The sequence below is a fragment of the Kitasatospora sp. NPDC041917 genome, assembly GCF_055589745.1.
The window spans coordinates 1-19,154 of the sequence record NZ_JBVJBI010000005.1; the positions used below are offsets into that span (position 1 = coordinate 1).

Below are 19,154 nucleotides of genomic sequence, written 5' to 3' on the forward strand. Positions count from 1 at the left end.
AAGGGGGGGGAGCGGCCCGCGCCCCCCCTTCACCCTTGGGGGGGGGGGGGGGGGTGTGGGACGTTTAGGGTGGGGCTAAAGGGCTGCAAAACACCCCCCAGGACCCGGTGGTCAGCCGCTGGCCGCGAGCCCCGCCAGGTCGGCGGCGAGCTCGGCCGGGGTCGGGGCCGCCGCCACCTCCTCGCGCAGCCGCCCGGCCGCGGCCCGGTACGAGGGGTCGTCGAGCAGTCGCTCGATGCCCGACCTGATCGTCGCCTCGTCGGCGAGTTCCCCGGAGACGTGCAGCGCGGCCCCGGTGCCGGCCACCCGCTCGCCGGAGATCCGCTGCTCGGCGGCGAAGCTCGCGATGAACTGCGGCACCCCCGCCCACATGGCCGTCAGCGAGCTGCCGCCGCCCCCGTGGTGCACGACCGCCGAGGCGCCCGGCAGCAGGGTGGCCAGCGGTAGGCGCTCGGCCACCCGGACCGGGGGCGGCACCGGCCCGAGTTCGGCCAGGTCCCGGGCGGTGGCGGTGACCAGCACCTCCGCGTCCAGGCCGTCGAGGGCGGCGACGATCCGGGGGAGCAGGCAGGAGTCCGGCCCCGAGACGGTGGACAGCGCGGTGGACCAGGTGACGACGACCCGGGGCCGCTCCGGGCGCCGCGCGGTCCACGCGGGCGCGGCCGCGGCGCCGTTGTACGGGACGAAGCGGACCGGCAGCCGTTCGGCCTCGACCGGCACCTTCAGCGACGCCGGGTTCGGGTCCACCACCCGCTCGATCATCGACACGTCGAACGCGCCCAGACCGTACCGGGGGAACGAACCGCTGTGGTCGGTGGGGACGATCCGCATGTGCTCGGGGTCGTGCGGGCTCGCGGGCCCCCACAGGCACAGCGCCGACGGCACCCCGAGCAGCTTCGCCACCAGCAGCCCCTCCAGGCTCCCGGGGTCGTGCAGGACCAGCTGCGGCCGCCAGTCCCGGGCGTGGGCCACAGCCGCGTCGAAGCCGCGGGCGGCCTCGTCGGCGAGCCCCGGAGCGGTCCGGCTCTCGAAGTGCGCGACGTCGAACGCGCCGAGCCGGTTCAGCCGGTCACCCGTCACCGGGTGCGGCGGAAGCCACGGGTACGGCCAGTTCCCGGCCACCGCCTCCGCGTGGTACTGCAGCCGCAGCCGCAACACCTCCGGCATCCCCGACAGGACCGGCACGGGCAGCAGCCCGCACCGGGCGACCGGATCGGTCTGGGACGGGTCGCACAGCACCCGCACCTCGTGGCCGGCCGCCTGGAACGCCCACCCGAGCGGCACCAGCGCCGCGTACTGGGTGGGCCAGGACGACACGGTGAACAGCACCCGCACGGTCGGTTCCCCCGTCTCACTTCGCGCCGAGCGCGGTCCACACGTCGGCGTCCATCCACCGGGGCAGGGTGTCCTCCCCGTTGGTGCCCTTCTCGACGAAGACCATGTTGTGGTACGCGTGCACCCCGACCACGCTGCTCTGGGTGGGGGTGGGGCGGGTGACGGTGGGGTCCCGGTGCTCACGGTGGTGCAGGTCGTCGATCAGTTCCTTGACCAGCCCGAGCGAGGTGTCCGGGCCGGCGACGCCGCCCGGGCTGCCGCCGAAGTCGGAGTAGTAGGCGGTCTGCAGGTCCTCGATGACGTACAGGCCGCCGGGCCGCACGTGCGGGAAGAGGGTTCGGAACGAGGTGCGCACGTGCTCGTTCAGGTGGCTGCCGTCGTCGATGACGATGTCGAACGGGCCGTGCTCCCGGGCGAGTTCGGTCAGGAAGTCGGGGTCGTTCTGGTCGCCGACCAGCGCCGTGAGCCGGGGCTCGGAGAGCGAGGTCTTGTCGTACAGGTCGAGCCCGAAGACGGTGCCGCGGGGGAAGTAGCGCTTCCACATCTTCAGCGAGCCGCCGCCGAGGTCGTCCTCGAACCCGCCGATCCCGATCTCCAACACCCGTACGGGCCAGTCCCGGTAGCGGGCGAAGTGGTGCTCGTAGTGCGCGGTGTACCAGTGGAAGCTGGCCCACTTGTCGGAGCCGTACCGGATGGACAGCTCCCCGAGCTCCGGGGCGCGCCCGGTGCAGCCGGCCATCAGGGTGGCGGTGGCCTGGGCCGCCGCGCGCAGCACGATGTCCATCTCGCCGAGGAGTTCGCGCAGTTGACCGGGGTCCTCGGGGGTGGGCATGAAGGTGTTGTGGAAGTCCCCGGTACGCGGGGAGTCCACCGGCCCGAAGAGCCGGCGGAGCATCCCCGCGGCGGTGAAGGTGATCCGCGAGCGGACCTTGGCGGACTCCTCGGCGACCAGGCGGACCGGCTCGTCGCGCACCACGCGCAACGCGGCCGAGTGCCGTTCCCCGCCGTGGGTGAGGTCGAGCGCCACGTCGACGGGGGCGGTGTTGGCCGGCTCCGGGCAGCGGAACCGCACCTCGTCGACGAGCACCCGGGCCACATCGGACAGGCCGACGTCCTTCAGCAGGGCGTCGATCTCGTCGTCGGAGCCGGCTCCGGCTCGGATCAGGCGTCGGATCAGGGCGTTCTCTGCGGCATCCACCATGGCGGCGTCCCATCGGTCCACGAAGCGGTCCCGACCACCGTCGACGGAACGCCTGGAGAGCGGCTCGACCGCCGCTGAACGCCGCTGGGCCCCGGCCTCAGAAGTCCGCGCGGTGGTCGGCCACCCACTGCGCGAACGTGCGGGCGGGCCGACCGGTGACCCGCTCGCAGGTCGGCCCCACCGGGACGTCCACCGGGTCCTGGAGCAGCCAGTCCACGGCCTCGGCCGGCATGCCCTGGCCGAGCCACAGTTCACGGGCCGCGGGCACGGTCAGCTCCTCGAAGCCGATGTGCCGGCCGAGGACCTCGCCGAGCACCCGCACCTGCTCGTGCTTGGACAGCGACTCCGGGCCCGCGAAGGCGTACGCCCGTCCGGCGTGCCCCTCCTCCAGCAGGGCGGCCAGCGCCACGTCGGCGATGTCGGCCTCGTGCACCGGGGCGCTGCGGGCCGCCCCGAACGGGGCGCGGACGGTGTTCTCGGCCCGGATGGTGGGGGCCCACCAGGACAGCAGGTTGGTCATGAACTCGCCCGGCCGGACGTGCGTCCACTCCATGCCGGAGGCCTCCACGGCCCGCTCCACCACGCTGTGGTGGTCGCCGCTGTAGTCCCCGGCGGCGTACTCGGCCGCGATCGAGGAGAGCACGACGATCCGCCGCACCCCGGCCTTGGCGGCCCGGGCGGTGAACTCCTCGGCGGTACCGGGGAGCGGGAACAGGAAGGCCCGGTCCACCCCGGCGAGGGCCGCGTCCAGGCTCGACGGATCCGCGAGGTCGCCGCGGACCACCTCCACTCCCTCGGGCAGCGTGGCGCGCTCCGGCGTGCGGGTCATCGCGCGCACCGGCACGTCCGCCGCCAGCAGGCCCGCCACCACGTGCCGGCCCACGTTGCCGGTGGCTCCGGTCACCAGAACGGTCATGGTCTCGTCTCCTTCTGCTTCTTCTCGGGTACTGCGCTTCGTCGTGTTCAGGGGGCTTCGGGCGCGGCTTCCGCCGCGACTTGAGCGCCCGTCGAGCGGCCGTTGCCATCGTCGGGGCGCCTACGTACGTTCCACGTCACGATCCGGGAGGAACCATGAGCGGCACGGATGGACGGGTGGCCGTCGTCACCGGGGCGACCAGCGGGATCGGCCTCGCCGTGGCCCGAGCGCTGGGCGCCGGGGGACTGCGGGTCTTCCTCTGCGCCCGGGACGGTGCGGCGGTCGCCGACACCGTGACACTCCTGCGGGAGGAAGGGGTCGACGCCGACGGGCGGAGCTGCGACGTGCGTTCCACCGAGGAGGTGGACGCCTTCGTGCGCGCCGCCGTCGACCGGTTCGGCCCGATCGACGTTCTGGTCAACAACGCGGGCCGCAACGGCGGTGGGGCCACCGCCCAGTTGACGGACGAGCTGTGGCTGGACGTCGTCGACACCAACCTCACCAGCGTGTTTCGGGTGACGAGGGCCACCCTGACCAGCGGCGGCATGCTGGACCGCGGTCGGGGCCGGATCGTCAACATCGCCTCCACCGGCGGCAAGCAGGGCGTGGTGCTGGGCGCGCCGTACTCGGCCTCGAAGCACGCCGTGGTCGGTTTCACCAAGGCGCTGGGCCTGGAGCTGGCGAAGACCGGCATCACCGTCAACGCGGTCTGCCCCGGCTACGTGGAGACGCCGATGGCCGAGCGGGTCCGGGCGGGCTACGCCGAGGTGTGGGGCACCACGCCCGAGGCGGTGCTCGAACGGTTCGAGGCGAAGATCCCGCTGGGCCGGTACACCACGCCCGAGGAGGTCGCGGGGCTGGTCGGCTACCTGATCACGGACACGGCGGCGCCGATCACCGCCCAGGCCCTCAACGTGTGCGGCGGGCTCGGCAACTACTGAGCGTGGCCCGGTCACGGCAGCTCGTCCCCGCCCCCGTCCCCGGTGCCGACGTCCGGGTCCGGGGGCGCGGGCGTTCCCTTGAGCTCGTGGAAGCCGGGGGTGCCGGCCAGCAGCAGGGTGGCGTCCCACAGTCGGCCCGCCTCCTCTCCGCGGGGCACGCGGGAGAGGACCGGCCCGAAGAAGGCCACCGGAGGACGGCCGGGCCGTGCCGGGTCGGTGACGGCCACCACCGGGGTGCCGGTGCGCGGGCCCAGCAGGCCGAGGGCTTCGGCGTGTGAGGCGCGCAGCGCCGCGTCGTGCGCGGTGGAGGTGCCGGCCGCCGCCAGGGCGGCCGGCAGACCGGCGGCGGCCAGCGCCGTGGCCGGGTCGGTGATCCAGCGCCGGCCGCTGCCGGCCCACAGGGCGCGGTGGAAGCGGACCAGGGCGTCCTGGCCGTGGGCCTGCCGGACGGCGGTGGCGATCCGCACCGGCACCAGGAGGTAGCCGTCAAGATCCCCTTCCGGGTCGTCGTCGCGGCCCTCGTTGAGGAGCGCCAGGCTCATCAGGTGCCAGCGCGGCGCCAGCGGGCGGACCCGGGTCGCCTCCCGCAGCCAGCGGGAGGTCAGCCAGGTGTAGGGGCAGGCGGGGTCGAACCAGACGTCCACGGTGCGGGCGCCGGGGCCCGGCGCGCTGCGGTCGGTCACGGTGACTCCTTCAGAAGACGCGATGCTTCGTCAGAACTGGCACTATGCTGAGGCGTTGCGCATGCCGCGGATCCCGGCCGCGACGCCCAGCATCGCGATGGCGCCGGCCGCGAGGAATCCGTACAGCACCACCGATTCTGTCAACTGCCCGTCGAACAGGGCGCGTTCGGCCTCGACCACGTGGGTCACCGGGTTGATCCGGCTCAGCACGTAGAGCCAGGTCGGCGCGGCCGCCTCGGTGATCGGCAGCAGCACCCCGGAGAGCAGCAGCAGCGGAAAGAAGACCACCTGCTGTACCCCGTAGAACAGGGTCTGCTGGCGGCGGGAGCGGAGCGCCAGGGTGAAGGACAGCGCGCCGATGCCGACGCCGAAGACGCTCAGCAGCACGAGCCCGGCCAGGGCGCCCGGCAGGTGCAGCCGGAAGTCGGTCGGCAGCAGCAGGAGGAGGATCAGCAGGGCTTGGGTGAGCAGGACCACGACCTCCTTCAGTGTCCGGCCGACCAGCATGGCGGCCCGGTTGAGCGGGGTGACGAGCAGCCGCTCGAAGGCGCCCGAGGAGATCTCGTTGAGCAGCGAGGCGCCCGCCCCCGCGGTGGCGGACAGGCCGAGCAGGACGAGCATGCCGGGGACGAACCACTGCCAGGGCGAGCCCGCGCCGGCCGGCCCGCCGCCCGCGCCCGGGCCCGCGCCCGAGCTGGAGAGCAGCGGCGCGAAGAGGGCGAGCAGCAGGAACGGCAGCATCATCGTGAAGAGCAGGCCGACGGGCTGGCGCAGTTCGGGCTTGAGTTCGCGGGCGAACGCGGTGCGGGTGTCGGTGAGCACCTTCATGGTCAGGCTCCCTGGTGAGGGGTGGTCGGGATGCCGGCGTCGGCGCTCTCCCGGAGGGTGCGGCCGGTCAGGGTGAGGAAGACGTCGTCGAGCGTGGGACGAGCCAGCCGGGTGCTGTGCACCTGGATCCCGGCCGCGTCGAGGTCGCGCAGCAGCTCCGGCAGCCGGACGTCGCCGTCGGAGGTCCGGACCCGCACCTCCCGGTCCTCGACGGTCACCTCCCGAACGGCCCGCAGGGTGCGGGCCCGGGTGGCGGCCGGGCCGGTGTCGGCGGGGTCGGCGGTCGTGAAGGTGATGAGGTCACCGGCGAGTTCGGCCTTGAGGCGCTCCGGGGAGTCGTCGGCGATCACTCGGCCGTGGTCGACGACCAGCACCCGCCCGGCCCACAGGTCGGCCTCCTCCAGGTAGTGGGTGGTGAAGACGATGGTGGTGCCGAGGTCCTTGTGCAGGCGCAGTACGTGCTCCCAGATGTTGGCGCGGCTGTGCGGGTCGAGCCCGGTGGAGGGCTCGTCGAGGAAGAGCAGGTCCGGTTCGTGGACCAGGGCCATGGCGATGTCGAGCCGGCGGCGCTGGCCCCCGGAGAGGGTGCCGACCGTCCGCCGGGCCAGCCCTTCCAGTTCGAGGGCGTCCAGCAGGCGTTCGGCCCGGGCGTGCGACTCGGCGCGGCTCAGGCCGTAGGCGCGGCCCTGGGTGACGAGTTCGTCCATGACCCGGAAGCCGGTGCCGGCGCTGTTGCCCTGGCCGAGGTAGCCGATCCGGCGGCGCACCCCGGCCGGGTCGGCCACCACGTCGTGCCCGGCGACGGTGGCGGTGCCCGCGGTCGGCGGGAGCAGGGTGGTCAGCATCCGCAGACTGGTGGTCTTCCCGGCGCCGTTCGGGCCGAGGAAGGCCACCACGGAGCCGGCCTCGATGTCGAGGTCGAGACCGCGGACGGCTTCGACGGTCTCGCCCTTGGCGCGGAAACTTCGGGTGAGTCCGCGGGTGTGGATCATGAGGTCTCCCGTACGGGGGGCGTGGAGGGCGGAGCGGAGAGTGGAGCGGAGGTCCCGGCTGCCGGGGGCCGATCGGAGCGGCCCCCGGCCGGGCGGAGGAGAAGCCAGCTGCTCCGGGCTCTTGACTTCTGAGAGCTTAGAAGCGTCAATAACGTCACTGTCAGGGCTGCTGACAGTCTTCTTCCCGCCCTCGGAACCCCGTTCGAGCGCGCCGCGTACCAGTGACCCTCCACCGGCCCGCCAGCGACGGACCCCAGGCTGATCGCCGACGGACGATCGGCCGCAGGCCGCACGGGAAGGTCGGTGAACCCCATGGCAGGACTCACGCGCAGACGGTTGATGGAGCTCTCGACGATGGCCGGGGGAGCCGCGCTGCTCGGTGTCCCGGCCGCCGCCGCTCCGGCGGCCGGAGCGCCTGCCCCCCTGGGGCCGGTGGTCCTCGGCCCGGACGACCCCCGCTACACCGAACTCACCACCCGCGGGCACAACGGCCGCTTCACCGGCTCCCCGGACGTGGTGCACCTGGTCGGCTCGCCCGGCCAGGTGGTCGCCGCGGTCGAGCAGGCCGCCCGGGACCGCAAGCGGATCGCGGTCCGCAGCGGCGGCCACTGCTTCGAGGGCTTCGTCGACGACCCCGCCGTCCGGGTCCTGATCGACGTCTCCGAGATGACGGACGTCTCCCACGACCCGGAGCGGCAGCTCTTCGCCGTCGCGGCCGGCGCCACCCTCGGGCGGGTCTACCGCACGCTCTACCTGGGCTGGGGCGTGACCCTGCCGGGCGGCAGCTGCCCCGGCGTCGGGGTGGGCGGCCACGTCGCGGGCGGCGGCTACGGGGCACTGTCCCGCCGGTACGGGCTGGTCGTCGACCACCTGTACGGTGTCGAGGTCGTCGTCGTGGACCGGTCCGGCCGGGCCCGCCTGGTCACCGCCACCCGGGACTCCACCGGGCCCGGGCGCGAGCTGTGGTGGGCCCACACCGGCGGCGGAGGAGGCAACTTCGGGGCCGTCACCCGCTACCTGTTCCGGTCGCCGGGCGCCGCCGGCGCGCCGGGCGACCTGCTGCCGAAGCCGCCGACCGCCGTACGCTCGGTGTCCCTCGGCTGGCAGTGGCAGGACCTGAGCCAGGAGGCGTTCGCCCGGCTGCTGCGCGCCCACGGGGACTGGCACCAACGGCACGCCGGTACGGACACGCCCTACGCCGACCTGTCGAGCGGCCTCACCCTCGGCCACCGCGCCGCCGGGCGGGTCTCGGTGGACGCCGCCCTCGACTCCTCCCGCCCCCGCGCCCGGGAACTCCTGGACGCCTTCGCCGCCGAACTGACCGCTGCGGCCGGCGTCCCGCACACGGCGACCACCGCCGAGACGCCGTGGCTGAAGTCGGTGCTGGGCGTGGTGCAGTGGCCGGGCGGCGCCCGGTTCAAGTCCAAGTCCACCCTGCTGCGCAAACCCTGGTCCGACCGGCAGATCGCGGTCCTGCACGACCACCTGAACCGTGGCGGCGAGGAGTTCGCCACCGCCGGCGTCTACCTCACCTTCCTCGGCGGACGGATCAACACCGTGCCCCAGGACGCCACCGCCCTGCCCCACCGGGACAGCCTGTTCAGCGTCGTCCACGAGACCCTGTGGGGCGAGCCGGAGCAGACCGAACGCCACCTGGCCTGGGTGCGCGGCCTCTACCGGGAGCTGCACGCCGACACCGGCGGCGTCCCGGTGCCGAACGAGGCCAACGGCGGCGCCTACGTCAACTACCCGGACACGGACCTCGCCGACCCCGGCTGGAACACCTCGGGCGTGCCGTGGAGCGCCCTCTACTACCGGGACAACCACCGGCGGCTGCAACGGGTCAAGGAACGCTGGGACCCGCTGGACCTGTTCCACCACGACCTGGGCGTCCGGCCGGCCGGCTGACGGACGGCGGTGAGCCCAGCCCAGCGGTTCTCGAGTCACCGACCAGGGCCGGCCCCGACCCTGGCTCCGCTGACCGACAGCGGAGCCGGAGGAGAACCATGTCACGTCCCGGAACCCACCACACCGAACACTCGATCACCGTGTCCGCGTCCCCGCGGCGCGTCTACGACCTGATCGCTGACGTCGGCCGCTGGCCGGAGACCTTCCCGCCCACCGTGCACGTCGAACACGTCGAACGGGGCGACACCGAGGAACGCATCCGGATCTGGGCCACCGCCAACGGCGAGGTGAAGACCTGGACCTCGCGGCGGCTGCCGGACCCCGGCCGGCTCAGCGTCCGCTTCCGGCAGGAGGTCTCTCAGCCCCCGGTGTCCGCCATGGGCGGGGAGTGGATCGTCGAGCCGCTCACCGACACCGAGACCCGGGTGCGTCTGCTGCACGACTTCCGGGCCGTCGACGACGACGCCGAGAACGTCGCCTGGATCCAGCGGGCGGTCGACCACAACAGCGGCGCCGAACTCGCTGCCCTGCGCACCGCCGTCGAGCGCGAGGAGGCCGGGGCCGGCCTGGTGCTCACCTTCGAGGACACCGTCGCCTTCGACGGCGACGTCAAGGCCGCCTTCGCCTTCGTCGACGAGGCGCACCGCTGGCCCGAGCGACTGCCGCACGTGGCCCGCACGGAGCTGACGGAGGATCAACCCAACCTCCAGGTCCTGGAGATGGACACCCGGACGCCGGACGGCTCCACCCACACCACCCGGTCCGTCCGGATCCTTTTCCCGCACGACCGGATCGTCTACAAGCAGCTGCGCACCCCCGCGCTGATGACCGCCCACACCGGGCAGTGGCTGTTCCGGGCGGACGGCGAAGGGGCCCGGATCACCTCCGTGCACACCGTGGTCCTCAACGAGGAGGCCGTCCCGGCCGTCCTCGGACCGGATGCCACCCTCGCCGACGCCCGCGCCTTCGTGCGCGACGCGCTGGGCCGCAACAGCACCACCACCATGGAGCACGCCGTGGCGCACGCCGGCCGACCGCGGGCGTAGCACGACCAAGGGTGAGGGGAGGGTCGGGACAGCCGGCCCTCCCCTCACCCGTCACTCACGCCTTCGGGCCGCCGAGCACCGCCTCGGACAGCCAGTCCACCGCGTCGGGATAGGTGAACGGGTGCATGAACGCGCCCGCCCGCACGTCCCGGTAGAGCCGCGACAGCGGATGCGCCCCCGCGTAGGAGGCGCCGCCGATCACCGCCAGGCAGTCCGAGACGATGTCGGGTGCCAGCCGGTTCACCATCAGCTTGGCGCACTGGAAGTCGGCCATCATGCGCCGCCCGCGCTCCGCCGGATCACCGTCGAAGCCGTACGCCAGCCAGTCCGCCACCGACAGCGTGCCCGCCACCGTCGTGCGCAGCGCGTACAGCCGGGCCTCGATCTCCGCGAGCAGCGTGCGCGTCGCGGCCCCCGCCGCCGAAAGCCCGCCCCGCTTGGCGAGTTCGGCCACCACGACGTCCCGCGCCGCCTGCGCCACCCCCGCGTAGATCCCCAGCATGGTGATCGAACTGACCGTCTGGCCCGCCAGGGACGCGTCCGACTGCTCCCCGACCGGCCCGCGCAGGAACACGTCCCCGGCCCGGATCGGACAGTCCTCCAGCACGACGTCCACGGTGCCGGAGGCCCGCATGCCCAGCCCGTCCCAGTTGTCCAGGACGGTCAGGCCCGGGGTCCCGCGCGACAGCACGGCCGCCGCCGAGCGGGCCACGCCGGCCACCTCCACCTGCGCCGAGACGACGAAGTCGGTCGCGAACGGCGCCATGCTCGCCAGGGTCTTGCGGCCGGTCAGCACCCAGCCGCCGTCCGGGGCCGGCCGCAGCCTGGTCACCACCCGGCCGCCGGAGGCATCCTTGACGGTGGTGCACACCACGGCCTCGCCCGAGCCCATGCCGCGCAGCAGCCGCTCGGCCAGCGCCCGCGGCCCGTCGTCGCCGTGCCGCCACTCGTGGGTGAACGTCAGCCCCCGGCTGAGCTGCATGTGCAGCGCCAGCGCGGTCGACGCGTCCGCCTCGGCGACCGTTGTCAGCGCCAGGGCGACGTCGTGCAGGGAGGTGACGCCCAGGCCGCCCAACTCCCGCGGCACGGTGGCGCCGAGCACGCCGCCGGCGCGCAGGGCCGCGAACACCTCGGTGCGGAAGACCCCCTCCCGGTCGGCCTGCCGGGCGCCGTCCCGGATCGCGGGCAGGTGCCCGGTGAGCTGGTCCAGCAGGGCCCGGCCGGCCGCGGTCCTCGGCGTGCGCAGATCCGCCGTGACCGCCCGGTACCCGTCGTGTGTCGCCATCGCGTTCCCGCTTCCTTCGCTCGAAATCCGGCCGCCCGGTGCGATCGGGACGGCCTCGATGATGTCCGGTGCGGTTCGACGACCATTCGAAAGCCGCTGCCCCGTTTTGAAAGTCGCTGCCCCGTCCCGGAGTTCGGCCGGTTCGGCCGGTCAGGCACCGGTCTCCCGCAGATAGCGGTCCAGCGCCCGCCGGTGGTAGCCGGGCCCGAAGGGCGGCCCGGCCGACCCGGGCACCAGCCGCCGCAGCTTCGCCACCGACGGGCAGTGCGAGAAGGCGCTGTCCCCGCCGCCGACGAGTTCCTCGGCCGCCGCCAGGCCCAGCCGCCGCTTCAGGTGGGCCACCAGGTCCCGGACGTCCACGCAGTCGCCGGAGGCCACGTTCACCGTCTCGTTGCGCACGCCCGCGGCGAGCAGCCCGTCCACGAGCCGGACGAAGTCCGCCACGTGCAGCAGGTCGCGTCGGGCCCCCGGGTGCACCCGGACCAGCCCCGCCCTGACCTGCGCCAGCAGGGCCGGCACCAGCCGGAAGTCGGGCTCGTGCGGCCCGAGGACGTACGCCAGGCGCAGCACCAGGTGCTCGACGCCGGACTCCCGGATCGCGGTCTCCAGGGCGTGCTTGTGCCGGCCGTAGCGGGTGCTGGGGACGAGCGGGTCGTCTTCCCGCCCCCGGCAGCCCGGGCCGCCGTACATGCTCACCGTGGAGAGGAAGACCAGCAGGTCACCCCGGTTGCGGCAGCGCGCGACCGTGTCCCGCACCAGCGCGGCCTCCCGCTCGTGCTCGGAGTCCGGCAGGTGCTGGCGGGGCACGCCCGCGGCCAGCACCGTCACCCCGGGGTGGGCCTCGCGCAGCGGCCACAGGTACCGGGCGATGAATCCCTTGCCGATGATGTCCATGACCGCGTCACCCTAGGGCGCGGGTGCCACGCCCCCCTCGTGCCCGGCTCGACGGCCCGCCCGGACCAGGCCACGGGAAGTCGAGGAGTGATCGAGGGGACCTGCCTAGCGTCCTTCCCCATGACAGCGAGCATGACCGACGGCGAGTTGGGGCGTGTGCTGCTGACCCTGCGCGGCGTGCAGTGGATCCTGGGCACCAAGGGCGATCCGTACGCGCTGCTGCTCCGTGCGGCCGGGGACGACCGCGCCGAACTGGGCCGGCGGGTCCGCGAGCGCGGCCCCCTGTACCGCAGCAGCGCCGAGGCGTGGGTGACGGCGGACCACGAGGTGGCCACCGCCGCGCTGGCCGACCGGCGGCTGACGCCCCGGCCCCCGGGGGCCGCCACCCCGGCCGGTGAGCCGGCCGGCGAACCGGCGCCCTGGGACGTTCCCGCCCTGCACGAGGCGCTGCCGCTCGCCGAACTGCCCACCGGACTCGACCGCGAGGAGTACGAGCGGCTGGCGCGCTGGGCCGAGCCGGTCCTCGGCGAACGGGCCGTGGGCCGCCTGCGGGCACCGGCCGTACGGGCCTACCGGAGCCGGGCGGCCGCCCTCGGCGAGCGGTTCGACCTGGTGGACGACCTGATCCGGCCGGCCACCACCGAGACGGCCCGGGTGCTGCTCGGGCTGCCGCGACACCGGGCCGAGCGCTTCGCCGAACTGTGCGGCGCGACCGCCGGAGCGCTGGACGCGACGCTCTGCCCGCCCAGGCTGGACACCGCCCGCCGGCTGGGCGCCGCCCTGCCCGAACTCCGCGCCCTGCTCGCCGAGACGGTCGCGGACGCCGAGAAGGCGGTCGCCGGGAACACGTACGCCGGGAAGACGGTCGGGGGTGGCCTGCCCGGCCGGCTGCTGCGGATCCCGCCCCCGGACGGGCGTCCGGTGGCCGCAGCCGACGACGCGCTGACCGTGAGCGTCCTGCTCGCGACGGTCGGCGTCGACGTCACCACCACGCTGGTCGGCAACGCGCTCGCCCTCCTGCTGGACCGCCCCGAGCAGTGGCGGGCCCTGGTCGAGGACCCCGGGCTCGCCACCGCCTGCGTCGCCGAGACCCTGCGGCACGCGCCGCCGGTCCGGCTGCGCCGGCTGCACGCCCGGCAGGACCTGGAGCTAGCTGGGACCGGGGTGGCCGCCGGCGAGGAGGTGGTGGTGCTGGTCGAGGCCGCGCACCGCGACCCCCGGTGGCACCTCGACCCCGACCGGTTCGACCTCCGCCGGCCCGCCCACGACCGCCGGCTGCTCCCCGAGGACGGCCACCACGGCGGTCTCGTCGGCCCGGCGGCCCGGCTGGCGGCCGACGCGGCCCTGCGGGCCCTCGCCGCGGAGCTGCCCGACCTGACCCGTACCGGAGAGGTGCTGCGCCGGCTCCGCTCACCGATCACCAGCGGGGTGCTCCGCTTCCCCGCCGCCCGCCACGGAACCGTCCGGCGGCAGATCCCGCCCCGGGCCCGATGAATCCCGAGGAAGGCCCCCATGTGCCGTGTCTGTGGAGGACTTGTCCGTCAGTTCTTCGACTTCGGGCGCCAGCCACTGTCCGACGCCTTCGTGGACCCAGAACGCGTCGACGAGGAGTATTTCTTCCGGCTCGCCGTGGGAATCTGCGAGTCCTGCGGCATGACCCAGCTCCTGGAGGAGGTCGCCCGGGACCGCATGTTCCACGAGGCCTACCCCTACCACTCGTCGGGCTCGGCCCACATGCGACGGCACTTCGAGCAGACCGCCGCCCGGCTGTCCCGTGACCACCTGCGTGGGCCCGACCCGTTCGTGGTGGAGATCGGCTGCAACGACGGGGTGATGCTGCGCGCCCTGGCCAAGGAGGGCATCCGCCACCTCGGCGTCGAGCCCTCCGGCGGCGTGGCCGAACTCGCCCGCCAGCAGGGCGTCCGGGTCCGCTCCGAGTTCTTCGAGGAGGCGACGGCGGCCGCGATCCTGGCCGCCGACGGCCCCGCCGACCTGGTCTACTCCGCCAACACCATCTGCCACATCCCCTACCTCGACTCCGTCTTCCGGGGCCTCGACACCCTGCTGGCCCCGGACGGCGCCTTCGTCTTCGAGGACCCGTACCTCGGTGACATCCTCGAACGCACCACCTTCGACCAGATCTACGACGAGCACTTCTACTTCTTCACCCTGACCTCGGTGCGGAACGCGGCCGCCCGCCACGGCTTCGAGGTCGTCGACGTCGAACGGCTGCCGGTGCACGGCGGCGAACTGCGCTACACCCTCAAGCGGGCCGGTCGCGGCACCCCGAGCCGGGCCGTGGCCGAACTGGCCGCCGAGGAGCGGCGCAGGCGGCTGGACAACCCCGAGGTGTTCGACGAGTTCGCCGTCCGCGTCGAACGCATCCGCGCCGAACTGATGACGCTGCTAAGGAAGTTGCGCGAGGAGGGCAAGCGGGTCGTCGGCTACGGCGCCACCGCCAAGAGCGCCACCGTGACCAACTACTGCGGCATCGGACCCGAGTTGATCGAATGGGTTTGCGACGTGACCCCGGCCAAGCACGGCAAGCTCATGCCCGGCTCGCACATCCCGGTCCGCCCCAGCGAGGCCCTGGCCCACCCCTACCCGGACTACGTGGTGCTGTTCGCCTGGAACCACGCCGAGGAGATCATGGCCAAGGAGCGGCTGTTCCGCGAGTCCGGTGGGCGCTGGATCGTCTACGCGCCGGAGGTCCGCGTCATCTGACCCCGCACCACCCCACCGCCGGTCCCCGCCGGCGCCACCACCAGCAACGAGGACGGTGACATGGAGTCGCGACAACTCGCCGTGGCCGGCGCGTTCGAGTTCCGGCCGAAGGTCTTCACCGACGAACGGGGGCTCTTCGTCTCCCCGTTCCAGGAGACGGCCGCCCGCGAGGCCCTGGGGCATCCCCTGTTCCCCGTGGCCCAGACCAACCACAGCCGCTCCCGGCGCGGCACGATCCGGGGCGCCCACTACACCCTCACGCCCCCGGGGGTCGCCAAGTACGTGTACTGCGCGCGCGGCCGGGCGCTCGACCTGGTCATCGACGTCCGGGTCGGCTCGCCCACGTACGGCCGCTCGGACGCCGTCCTGCTCGACCAGGAGGACTTCCGCGCCGTCTACTTCCCGGTCGGCGTCGCCCACGCCTTCGTGGCCCTGGAGGACGACACCGTGATGTCGTACATGCTCTCCGGCGAGTACGTCCCCGAGCACGAGCTGTCGCTCTCCGTCCTCGACCCGGCGCTCGGCCTGCCGCTGCCGCGCGACGTCGACCCGGTCATGTCCGAACGGGACCGGGCCGCGCCGACCCTGGAGACGGCCGAGAAGAGCGGCACCCTCCCGGAGTACCGCGCGTGCCTTGACCTCGAACAGGCACTGTGCGGCCGCCCGGCCCGATGACCGCCGGGCCGCGGACGGGCGCCGTCGCCGTGATCGGCGCCACCGGTTGGGTCGGCGGCGCGGTGACCGCCGCGTTCGGCCGGGCCGGCCGGCCCGTGGTCGAGGTCGCGCGCCGCCGGCCCCCGGACACCGCCGGCCGGCGCTTCCACGCCCTCGACGTCGCCGCCGCGGACCCGGCCGAGCTGGCCGCACTGCTCACCGAGGCCGACGTGGACACCGTGGTCAACGCGGCCGGCGGCTGGGTCACCGGAGCGGCCGAGAACGAGCGCGCCCACGTCCGGCTGGTGGAGAACCTGTTGGCCGCGTGCGCGCGCACGCCCCGGCCGCCGCGCCTGGTGCAGATCGGCTCCGTGCACGAGTACGGACCGCTGCCCGCCGGCACCGCCGTCGACGAGACCCGGGCGCCGAACCCCGGCTCCGTCTACGCCCGCACCAAACTGGCCGGCGCCGAGGCAGTGCTCCGCGCCACCCGCGAGGGCGCGGTGGACGGCGTGGTGCTGCGCGTCGTCAACCTGTGCGGCCCGGGCGTCGCGGCGGGGTTCCTGGGTGTCGCGGTCCGCCTGCTGCGCGCCGCCACCCCGGACCGCCCGGCCGAGCTGACCGTGGCCGACGCCCACCGCGACTACCTCGACGTCCGGGACCTGGCCGGCGCCGTCCTCGCGGCCGCCACCGCCCCGGTGAGCGGCCAGGTGATCAACGTGGGTCGCGGCGAGGCGGTACCCGTGAGCGGCCTGATCGACCTGCTCGTCGCCGCCGCGGCCCCGCCGCCCGGGGCGGTCCGGCGGCGCACCGCCCCGGTCGACTCCCGGGGCGGTGACTGGACCCTCGCCGACATCGCCCGCGCGGCCCGGCTGCTGGGGTGGCGACCGCAGGTGGATCTGCCCGCCTCGATCAAGGACATGTGGGACGCGTCCCGCACGGACCACCTGGAGCGAGCATGACCGAAGCAACCGCACGACCCGCGAGCCGGCGGCGCACCGCCGCCACCCCCCTGCGCGTCGCCGCCTCGGCCCGCGCCCGGCCCGACGGGCCCGCCTTCCGCCAGGACTTCCGCGACTGGTTCGCCGAGGCCGCGAAGCGCACCTTCACCTGGGTGGAGCGGGTCCCGCTGGACGAACTCGCCGGCTGGCGGACCGACCCCGGCACCGGCAACCTGCGCCACCACACCGGGGGCTTCTTCACCGTGGAGGGCCTGGAGGTGCGGATCCCGGACGGCCCGGTGCCGGCCTGGAGCCAGCCCATCATCAACCAGCCCGAGATCGGCGTCCTCGGCATCCTGGTCCAGGAGTTCGACGGGATCCTGCACTGCCTGATGCAGGCCAAGGTCGAGCCCGGCAACGCCAACGGGCTGCAGATCTCGCCGACCGTGCAGGCCACCCGCAGCAACTACACCGGCGTCCACGGCGGCCGGCCCGTACCGTACCTGGAACTGTTCCGGGACCCGGGCCCGGACGGCCCGCTGGTCGACGTGCGCCAGTCCGAACAGGGCTCCGCCTTCCACCACAAGCGGAACCGGAACATGGTGGTCGAGGCGTACGGGGACGTGGAGGTGCGCGAGGGCTTCCGCTGGTTCACCCTCGGCGAGCTTCACCAACTCCTCGCCGAGGACGACCTGGTCAACATGGACGCCCGGACCGTGCTGTCCTGCCTGCCGTTCGCCGACGCCCGGCTCGCCCGCGAACTCGGCCCGCCCGACGACGAGTTCCGGGCGGCCCTGTTCCGCTCCTGCGACCCGTCCGCCGGGTCCCGGCACTCGCTGGACTCCGTGCTGAGCTGGATCACCGAGGCCCGCACCCGCACCGAGGTCCGGGTGCGCCGCGTCTCGCTCGCCGGACTGGCCGGCTGGCACCGCACCCCGGAGCGGATCTCGCACGAGAGCGGCGCCTTCTTCGACGTCATCGGCGTACGGGTGGAGGCCGGCGGCCGGGAGGTCGCCCAGTGGTCCCAGCCGATGATCGAACCGCACGGCACCGGCGTGGTCGCCTTCCTGACCCGGCCCATCGACGGGGTGCTGCACGTCCTGATGCACGCCCGGGTCGAGGCCGGCTACATGGACGTGGTGGAACTGGCCCCCACCGTCCAGTGCACCCCCGACTCCTACGCGCACCTGCCGGGCAGCGCCCGGCCGCGCTTCCTCGACGCGGTGGAGGCGGCGGACCCGGGCCGGATCCGCTTCCGGTCCGTGCTCTCCGAGGAGGGCGGACGCTTCCACCACGCCCGCAACCGCTACCTGATCGTCGAGAGCGACGCCGACACCGACGTCGCCCCCGACGACCCCGACTACCGGTGGATGACCGTGCACCAGCTCGTCGAGCTGCTGCGCCACAGCCACTACCTGAACATCCAGGCCCGCAGCCTGGTGGCCTGCCTGCAGAGCCTGCTCGTCCCCGGCGAGCCGGCGCCGACCGTGGAGAGGAAGGTGCCGTGATGCACCCCGACAACGTACGCCCGGTCACCCGGTGCCGGGTCTGCGAAGCCTCGGACTGGCAGGAGGTGGTCTCCTTCGGCGACGTGCCGCTGGCCAACGCCTTCCTGGAACCGGCCGCCTCCTACGTGGACGAGCCGGCCTACCCGCTGGGCGTGGTGTCCTGCCGCTCCTGCCGGCTGATGAGCGTCACCCACGTCGTCGACCCCGAGGTGCTGTACCGCACCTACAGCTACGTCACCTCGGACTCGGAGACCATGACCCGGCACATGGCGAAGGTCGCCGACCTGTGCCGGGAACGGGCCGGCCTCGCCCCCGGCGACCTGGTGGTGGAGCTCGGCAGCAACACCGGCCAGCAGCTCGCCGCCTTCGCCCCGTACGGCGCCCGGCTGCTCGGCGTGGACCCGGCCCGCAACTTGACGGCCGCCGCCGACCGGCTCGGAGTCCCCACCGTGCCCGAGTTCTTCACCGCCGGCACCGCCGGGGCCATTCGCCAGGACCACGGCCCGGCCCGGATCATTCTCGGTCGGCACGTCTTCGCCCACATCGACGACCTCTCCGGGGTGCTCGCCGGGGTGCGGGAGCTGCTCGCGTCCGACGGCTTGTTCATCATCGAAGTCCCGTACGCGGTCGACCTGTTGGAGAAGAACGCGTTCGATACCGTCTACCACGAGCACCTGTCGTACTTCCTGGTCCGCACGCTGGACACGCTGTTCACCCGGCACGGCCTCAGCCTGTTCGACGTGCAGCGGCTCCCGGTGCACGGCGGTTCCCTCCTCGCGTTCGTGGGACGTCCCGAGCAGGGGCGGCCGGTCGGCGCGGCCGTCGGGGCGCTGATCGCGGCCGAGGAACGGGCGGAGCTCGGCAGCGAGGCAGGCTACCGGGAGTTCGTCCGCGGCGTCCAGACCGTCCGGGAGGAACTGCCCACCCTGGTGCGGTCCCTGGTGGAGGAGGGCAACCGGGTCGCCGGGTACGGGGCGTCGGCCAAGGGCACCACGATCCTCAACATCTGCGGGCTCGGCCCGGACGAGGTGGCGTACTGCACCGACACCACCGTCCTCAAGCAGGACAAGGTGCTGCCCGGCACCCACATCCCGGTGCGCAGCCCCGACTGGGCGCGGACCGACCCACCCGACGTCTACCTGATGCTGGCGTGGAACTACGCCGACGAGATCCTGCGCAAGGAGGAGGCCTTCCTGCGGGCCGGCGGCCGGTTCGTGCTGCCGTTCCCGAAGCCCGTCATCGTCTCGGCGGACTCGCTCCGCTGACGGCACGGCGGCCCGAGCGGCCCGGGTGGCCCG

At 73.9% G+C, this 19,154-nt stretch carries 17 protein-coding genes; 9 read left to right on the forward strand and 8 right to left on the reverse strand.

From position 1 onward, the window contains the following. Positions 1-111: 111 nt before the first annotated feature. From ACZ6EM_RS07475 to ACZ6EM_RS07485, 3 genes are all read right to left on the reverse strand, one after another. The gene (locus ACZ6EM_RS07475) at positions 112-1,335 is read right to left on the reverse strand and encodes a nucleotide disphospho-sugar-binding domain-containing protein (protein ID WP_465771926.1); all 1,224 of its coding nucleotides are present in this window, start codon (positions 1,333-1,335) and stop codon (positions 112-114) included. Between the two features lie 16 nt (positions 1,336-1,351). Further along, a complete protein-coding gene (locus tag ACZ6EM_RS07480) occupies positions 1,352-2,536 on the reverse strand; it encodes a class I SAM-dependent methyltransferase (RefSeq protein WP_465771927.1) in 1,185 nt (394 codons plus the stop codon). A gap of 97 nt (positions 2,537-2,633) precedes the next feature. After that, on the reverse strand, positions 2,634-3,452 hold the full coding sequence (locus ACZ6EM_RS07485; RefSeq protein ID WP_452183520.1) for an NAD(P)H-binding protein: 819 nt from the start codon (positions 3,450-3,452) through the stop codon (positions 2,634-2,636). 155 nt (positions 3,453-3,607) lie between these two features. On the opposite strand from ACZ6EM_RS07485, the gene ACZ6EM_RS07490 reads away from it, so the two are divergent. Next, positions 3,608-4,393 carry an SDR family NAD(P)-dependent oxidoreductase gene (locus ACZ6EM_RS07490; protein WP_452183519.1) on the forward strand — a complete coding sequence of 262 codons (786 nt, stop codon included), beginning with the start codon at positions 3,608-3,610 and terminating at the stop codon, positions 4,391-4,393. A gap of 11 nt (positions 4,394-4,404) precedes the next feature. Here the strand turns inward: ACZ6EM_RS07490 and ACZ6EM_RS07495 are convergent, their stop codons facing one another. From ACZ6EM_RS07495 to ACZ6EM_RS07505, 3 genes are read right to left on the reverse strand one after another with little or no spacing between them, the layout of a single operon-like run. Then, entirely contained in the window at positions 4,405-5,076 is a 672-nt protein-coding gene (locus ACZ6EM_RS07495) for a DsbA family protein (RefSeq protein WP_465771928.1), read from the reverse strand. 42 nt (positions 5,077-5,118) lie between these two features. Beyond that, the gene (locus ACZ6EM_RS07500) at positions 5,119-5,904 is read right to left on the reverse strand and encodes an ABC transporter permease (protein WP_465771929.1); all 786 of its coding nucleotides are present in this window, start codon (positions 5,902-5,904) and stop codon (positions 5,119-5,121) included. Positions 5,905-5,906: 2 nt separating this feature from the next. Then, positions 5,907-6,896 carry an ATP-binding cassette domain-containing protein gene (locus ACZ6EM_RS07505; RefSeq protein WP_465771930.1) on the reverse strand — a complete coding sequence of 330 codons (990 nt, stop codon included), beginning with the start codon at positions 6,894-6,896 and terminating at the stop codon, positions 5,907-5,909. A gap of 312 nt (positions 6,897-7,208) precedes the next feature. Between ACZ6EM_RS07505 and ACZ6EM_RS07510 the strand changes: the two genes are divergently transcribed. Then, positions 7,209-8,804 carry an FAD-binding oxidoreductase gene (locus ACZ6EM_RS07510; RefSeq protein WP_465771931.1) on the forward strand — a complete coding sequence of 532 codons (1,596 nt, stop codon included), beginning with the start codon at positions 7,209-7,211 and terminating at the stop codon, positions 8,802-8,804. A gap of 98 nt (positions 8,805-8,902) precedes the next feature. Further along, positions 8,903-9,850, forward strand: coding sequence for an aromatase/cyclase (locus tag ACZ6EM_RS07515; protein ID WP_465771932.1), 948 nt, complete (start codon positions 8,903-8,905; stop codon positions 9,848-9,850). Between the two features lie 55 nt (positions 9,851-9,905). Here the strand turns inward: ACZ6EM_RS07515 and ACZ6EM_RS07520 are convergent, their stop codons facing one another. Next, positions 9,906-11,135, reverse strand: a complete 1,230-nt coding sequence (locus tag ACZ6EM_RS07520; protein WP_465771933.1) for an acyl-CoA dehydrogenase family protein — start codon at positions 11,133-11,135, stop codon at positions 9,906-9,908. 150 nt (positions 11,136-11,285) lie between these two features. Continuing rightward, positions 11,286-12,029, reverse strand: a complete 744-nt coding sequence (locus tag ACZ6EM_RS07525) for an NAD-dependent epimerase/dehydratase family protein (protein WP_465771934.1) — start codon at positions 12,027-12,029, stop codon at positions 11,286-11,288. Between the two features lie 120 nt (positions 12,030-12,149). On the opposite strand from ACZ6EM_RS07525, the gene ACZ6EM_RS07530 reads away from it, so the two are divergent. Genes ACZ6EM_RS07530 through ACZ6EM_RS07555 form a run of 6 tightly spaced genes read left to right on the forward strand, consistent with a single transcriptional unit; the run spans position 12,150 to position 19,121 of the window. Continuing rightward, complete coding sequence (locus ACZ6EM_RS07530) at positions 12,150-13,523, forward strand: cytochrome P450 family protein (protein ID WP_465771935.1); 1,374 nt, start codon at positions 12,150-12,152, stop codon at positions 13,521-13,523. Between the two features lie 18 nt (positions 13,524-13,541). After that, on the forward strand, positions 13,542-14,753 hold the full coding sequence (locus ACZ6EM_RS07535) for a methyltransferase domain-containing protein (RefSeq protein ID WP_465771936.1): 1,212 nt from the start codon (positions 13,542-13,544) through the stop codon (positions 14,751-14,753). Positions 14,754-14,813: 60 nt separating this feature from the next. After that, positions 14,814-15,428: a dTDP-4-dehydrorhamnose 3,5-epimerase family protein gene (locus ACZ6EM_RS07540; RefSeq protein WP_465771937.1), complete on the forward strand. Its 615-nt coding sequence runs from the start codon at positions 14,814-14,816 to the stop codon at positions 15,426-15,428. Beyond that, a complete protein-coding gene (locus ACZ6EM_RS07545; RefSeq protein ID WP_465771938.1) occupies positions 15,425-16,369 on the forward strand; it encodes an NAD-dependent epimerase/dehydratase family protein in 945 nt (314 codons plus the stop codon). The genes ACZ6EM_RS07540 and ACZ6EM_RS07545 overlap by 4 nt, the downstream gene beginning before the upstream one ends. After that, complete coding sequence (locus ACZ6EM_RS07550) at positions 16,366-17,856, forward strand: NDP-hexose 2,3-dehydratase family protein (RefSeq protein WP_465771939.1); 1,491 nt, start codon at positions 16,366-16,368, stop codon at positions 17,854-17,856. The genes ACZ6EM_RS07545 and ACZ6EM_RS07550 overlap by 4 nt, the downstream gene beginning before the upstream one ends. After that, on the forward strand, positions 17,856-19,121 hold the full coding sequence (locus tag ACZ6EM_RS07555; RefSeq protein ID WP_465771941.1) for a methyltransferase domain-containing protein: 1,266 nt from the start codon (positions 17,856-17,858) through the stop codon (positions 19,119-19,121). The genes ACZ6EM_RS07550 and ACZ6EM_RS07555 overlap by 1 nt, the downstream gene beginning before the upstream one ends. Positions 19,122-19,154: the final 33 nt, after the last annotated feature.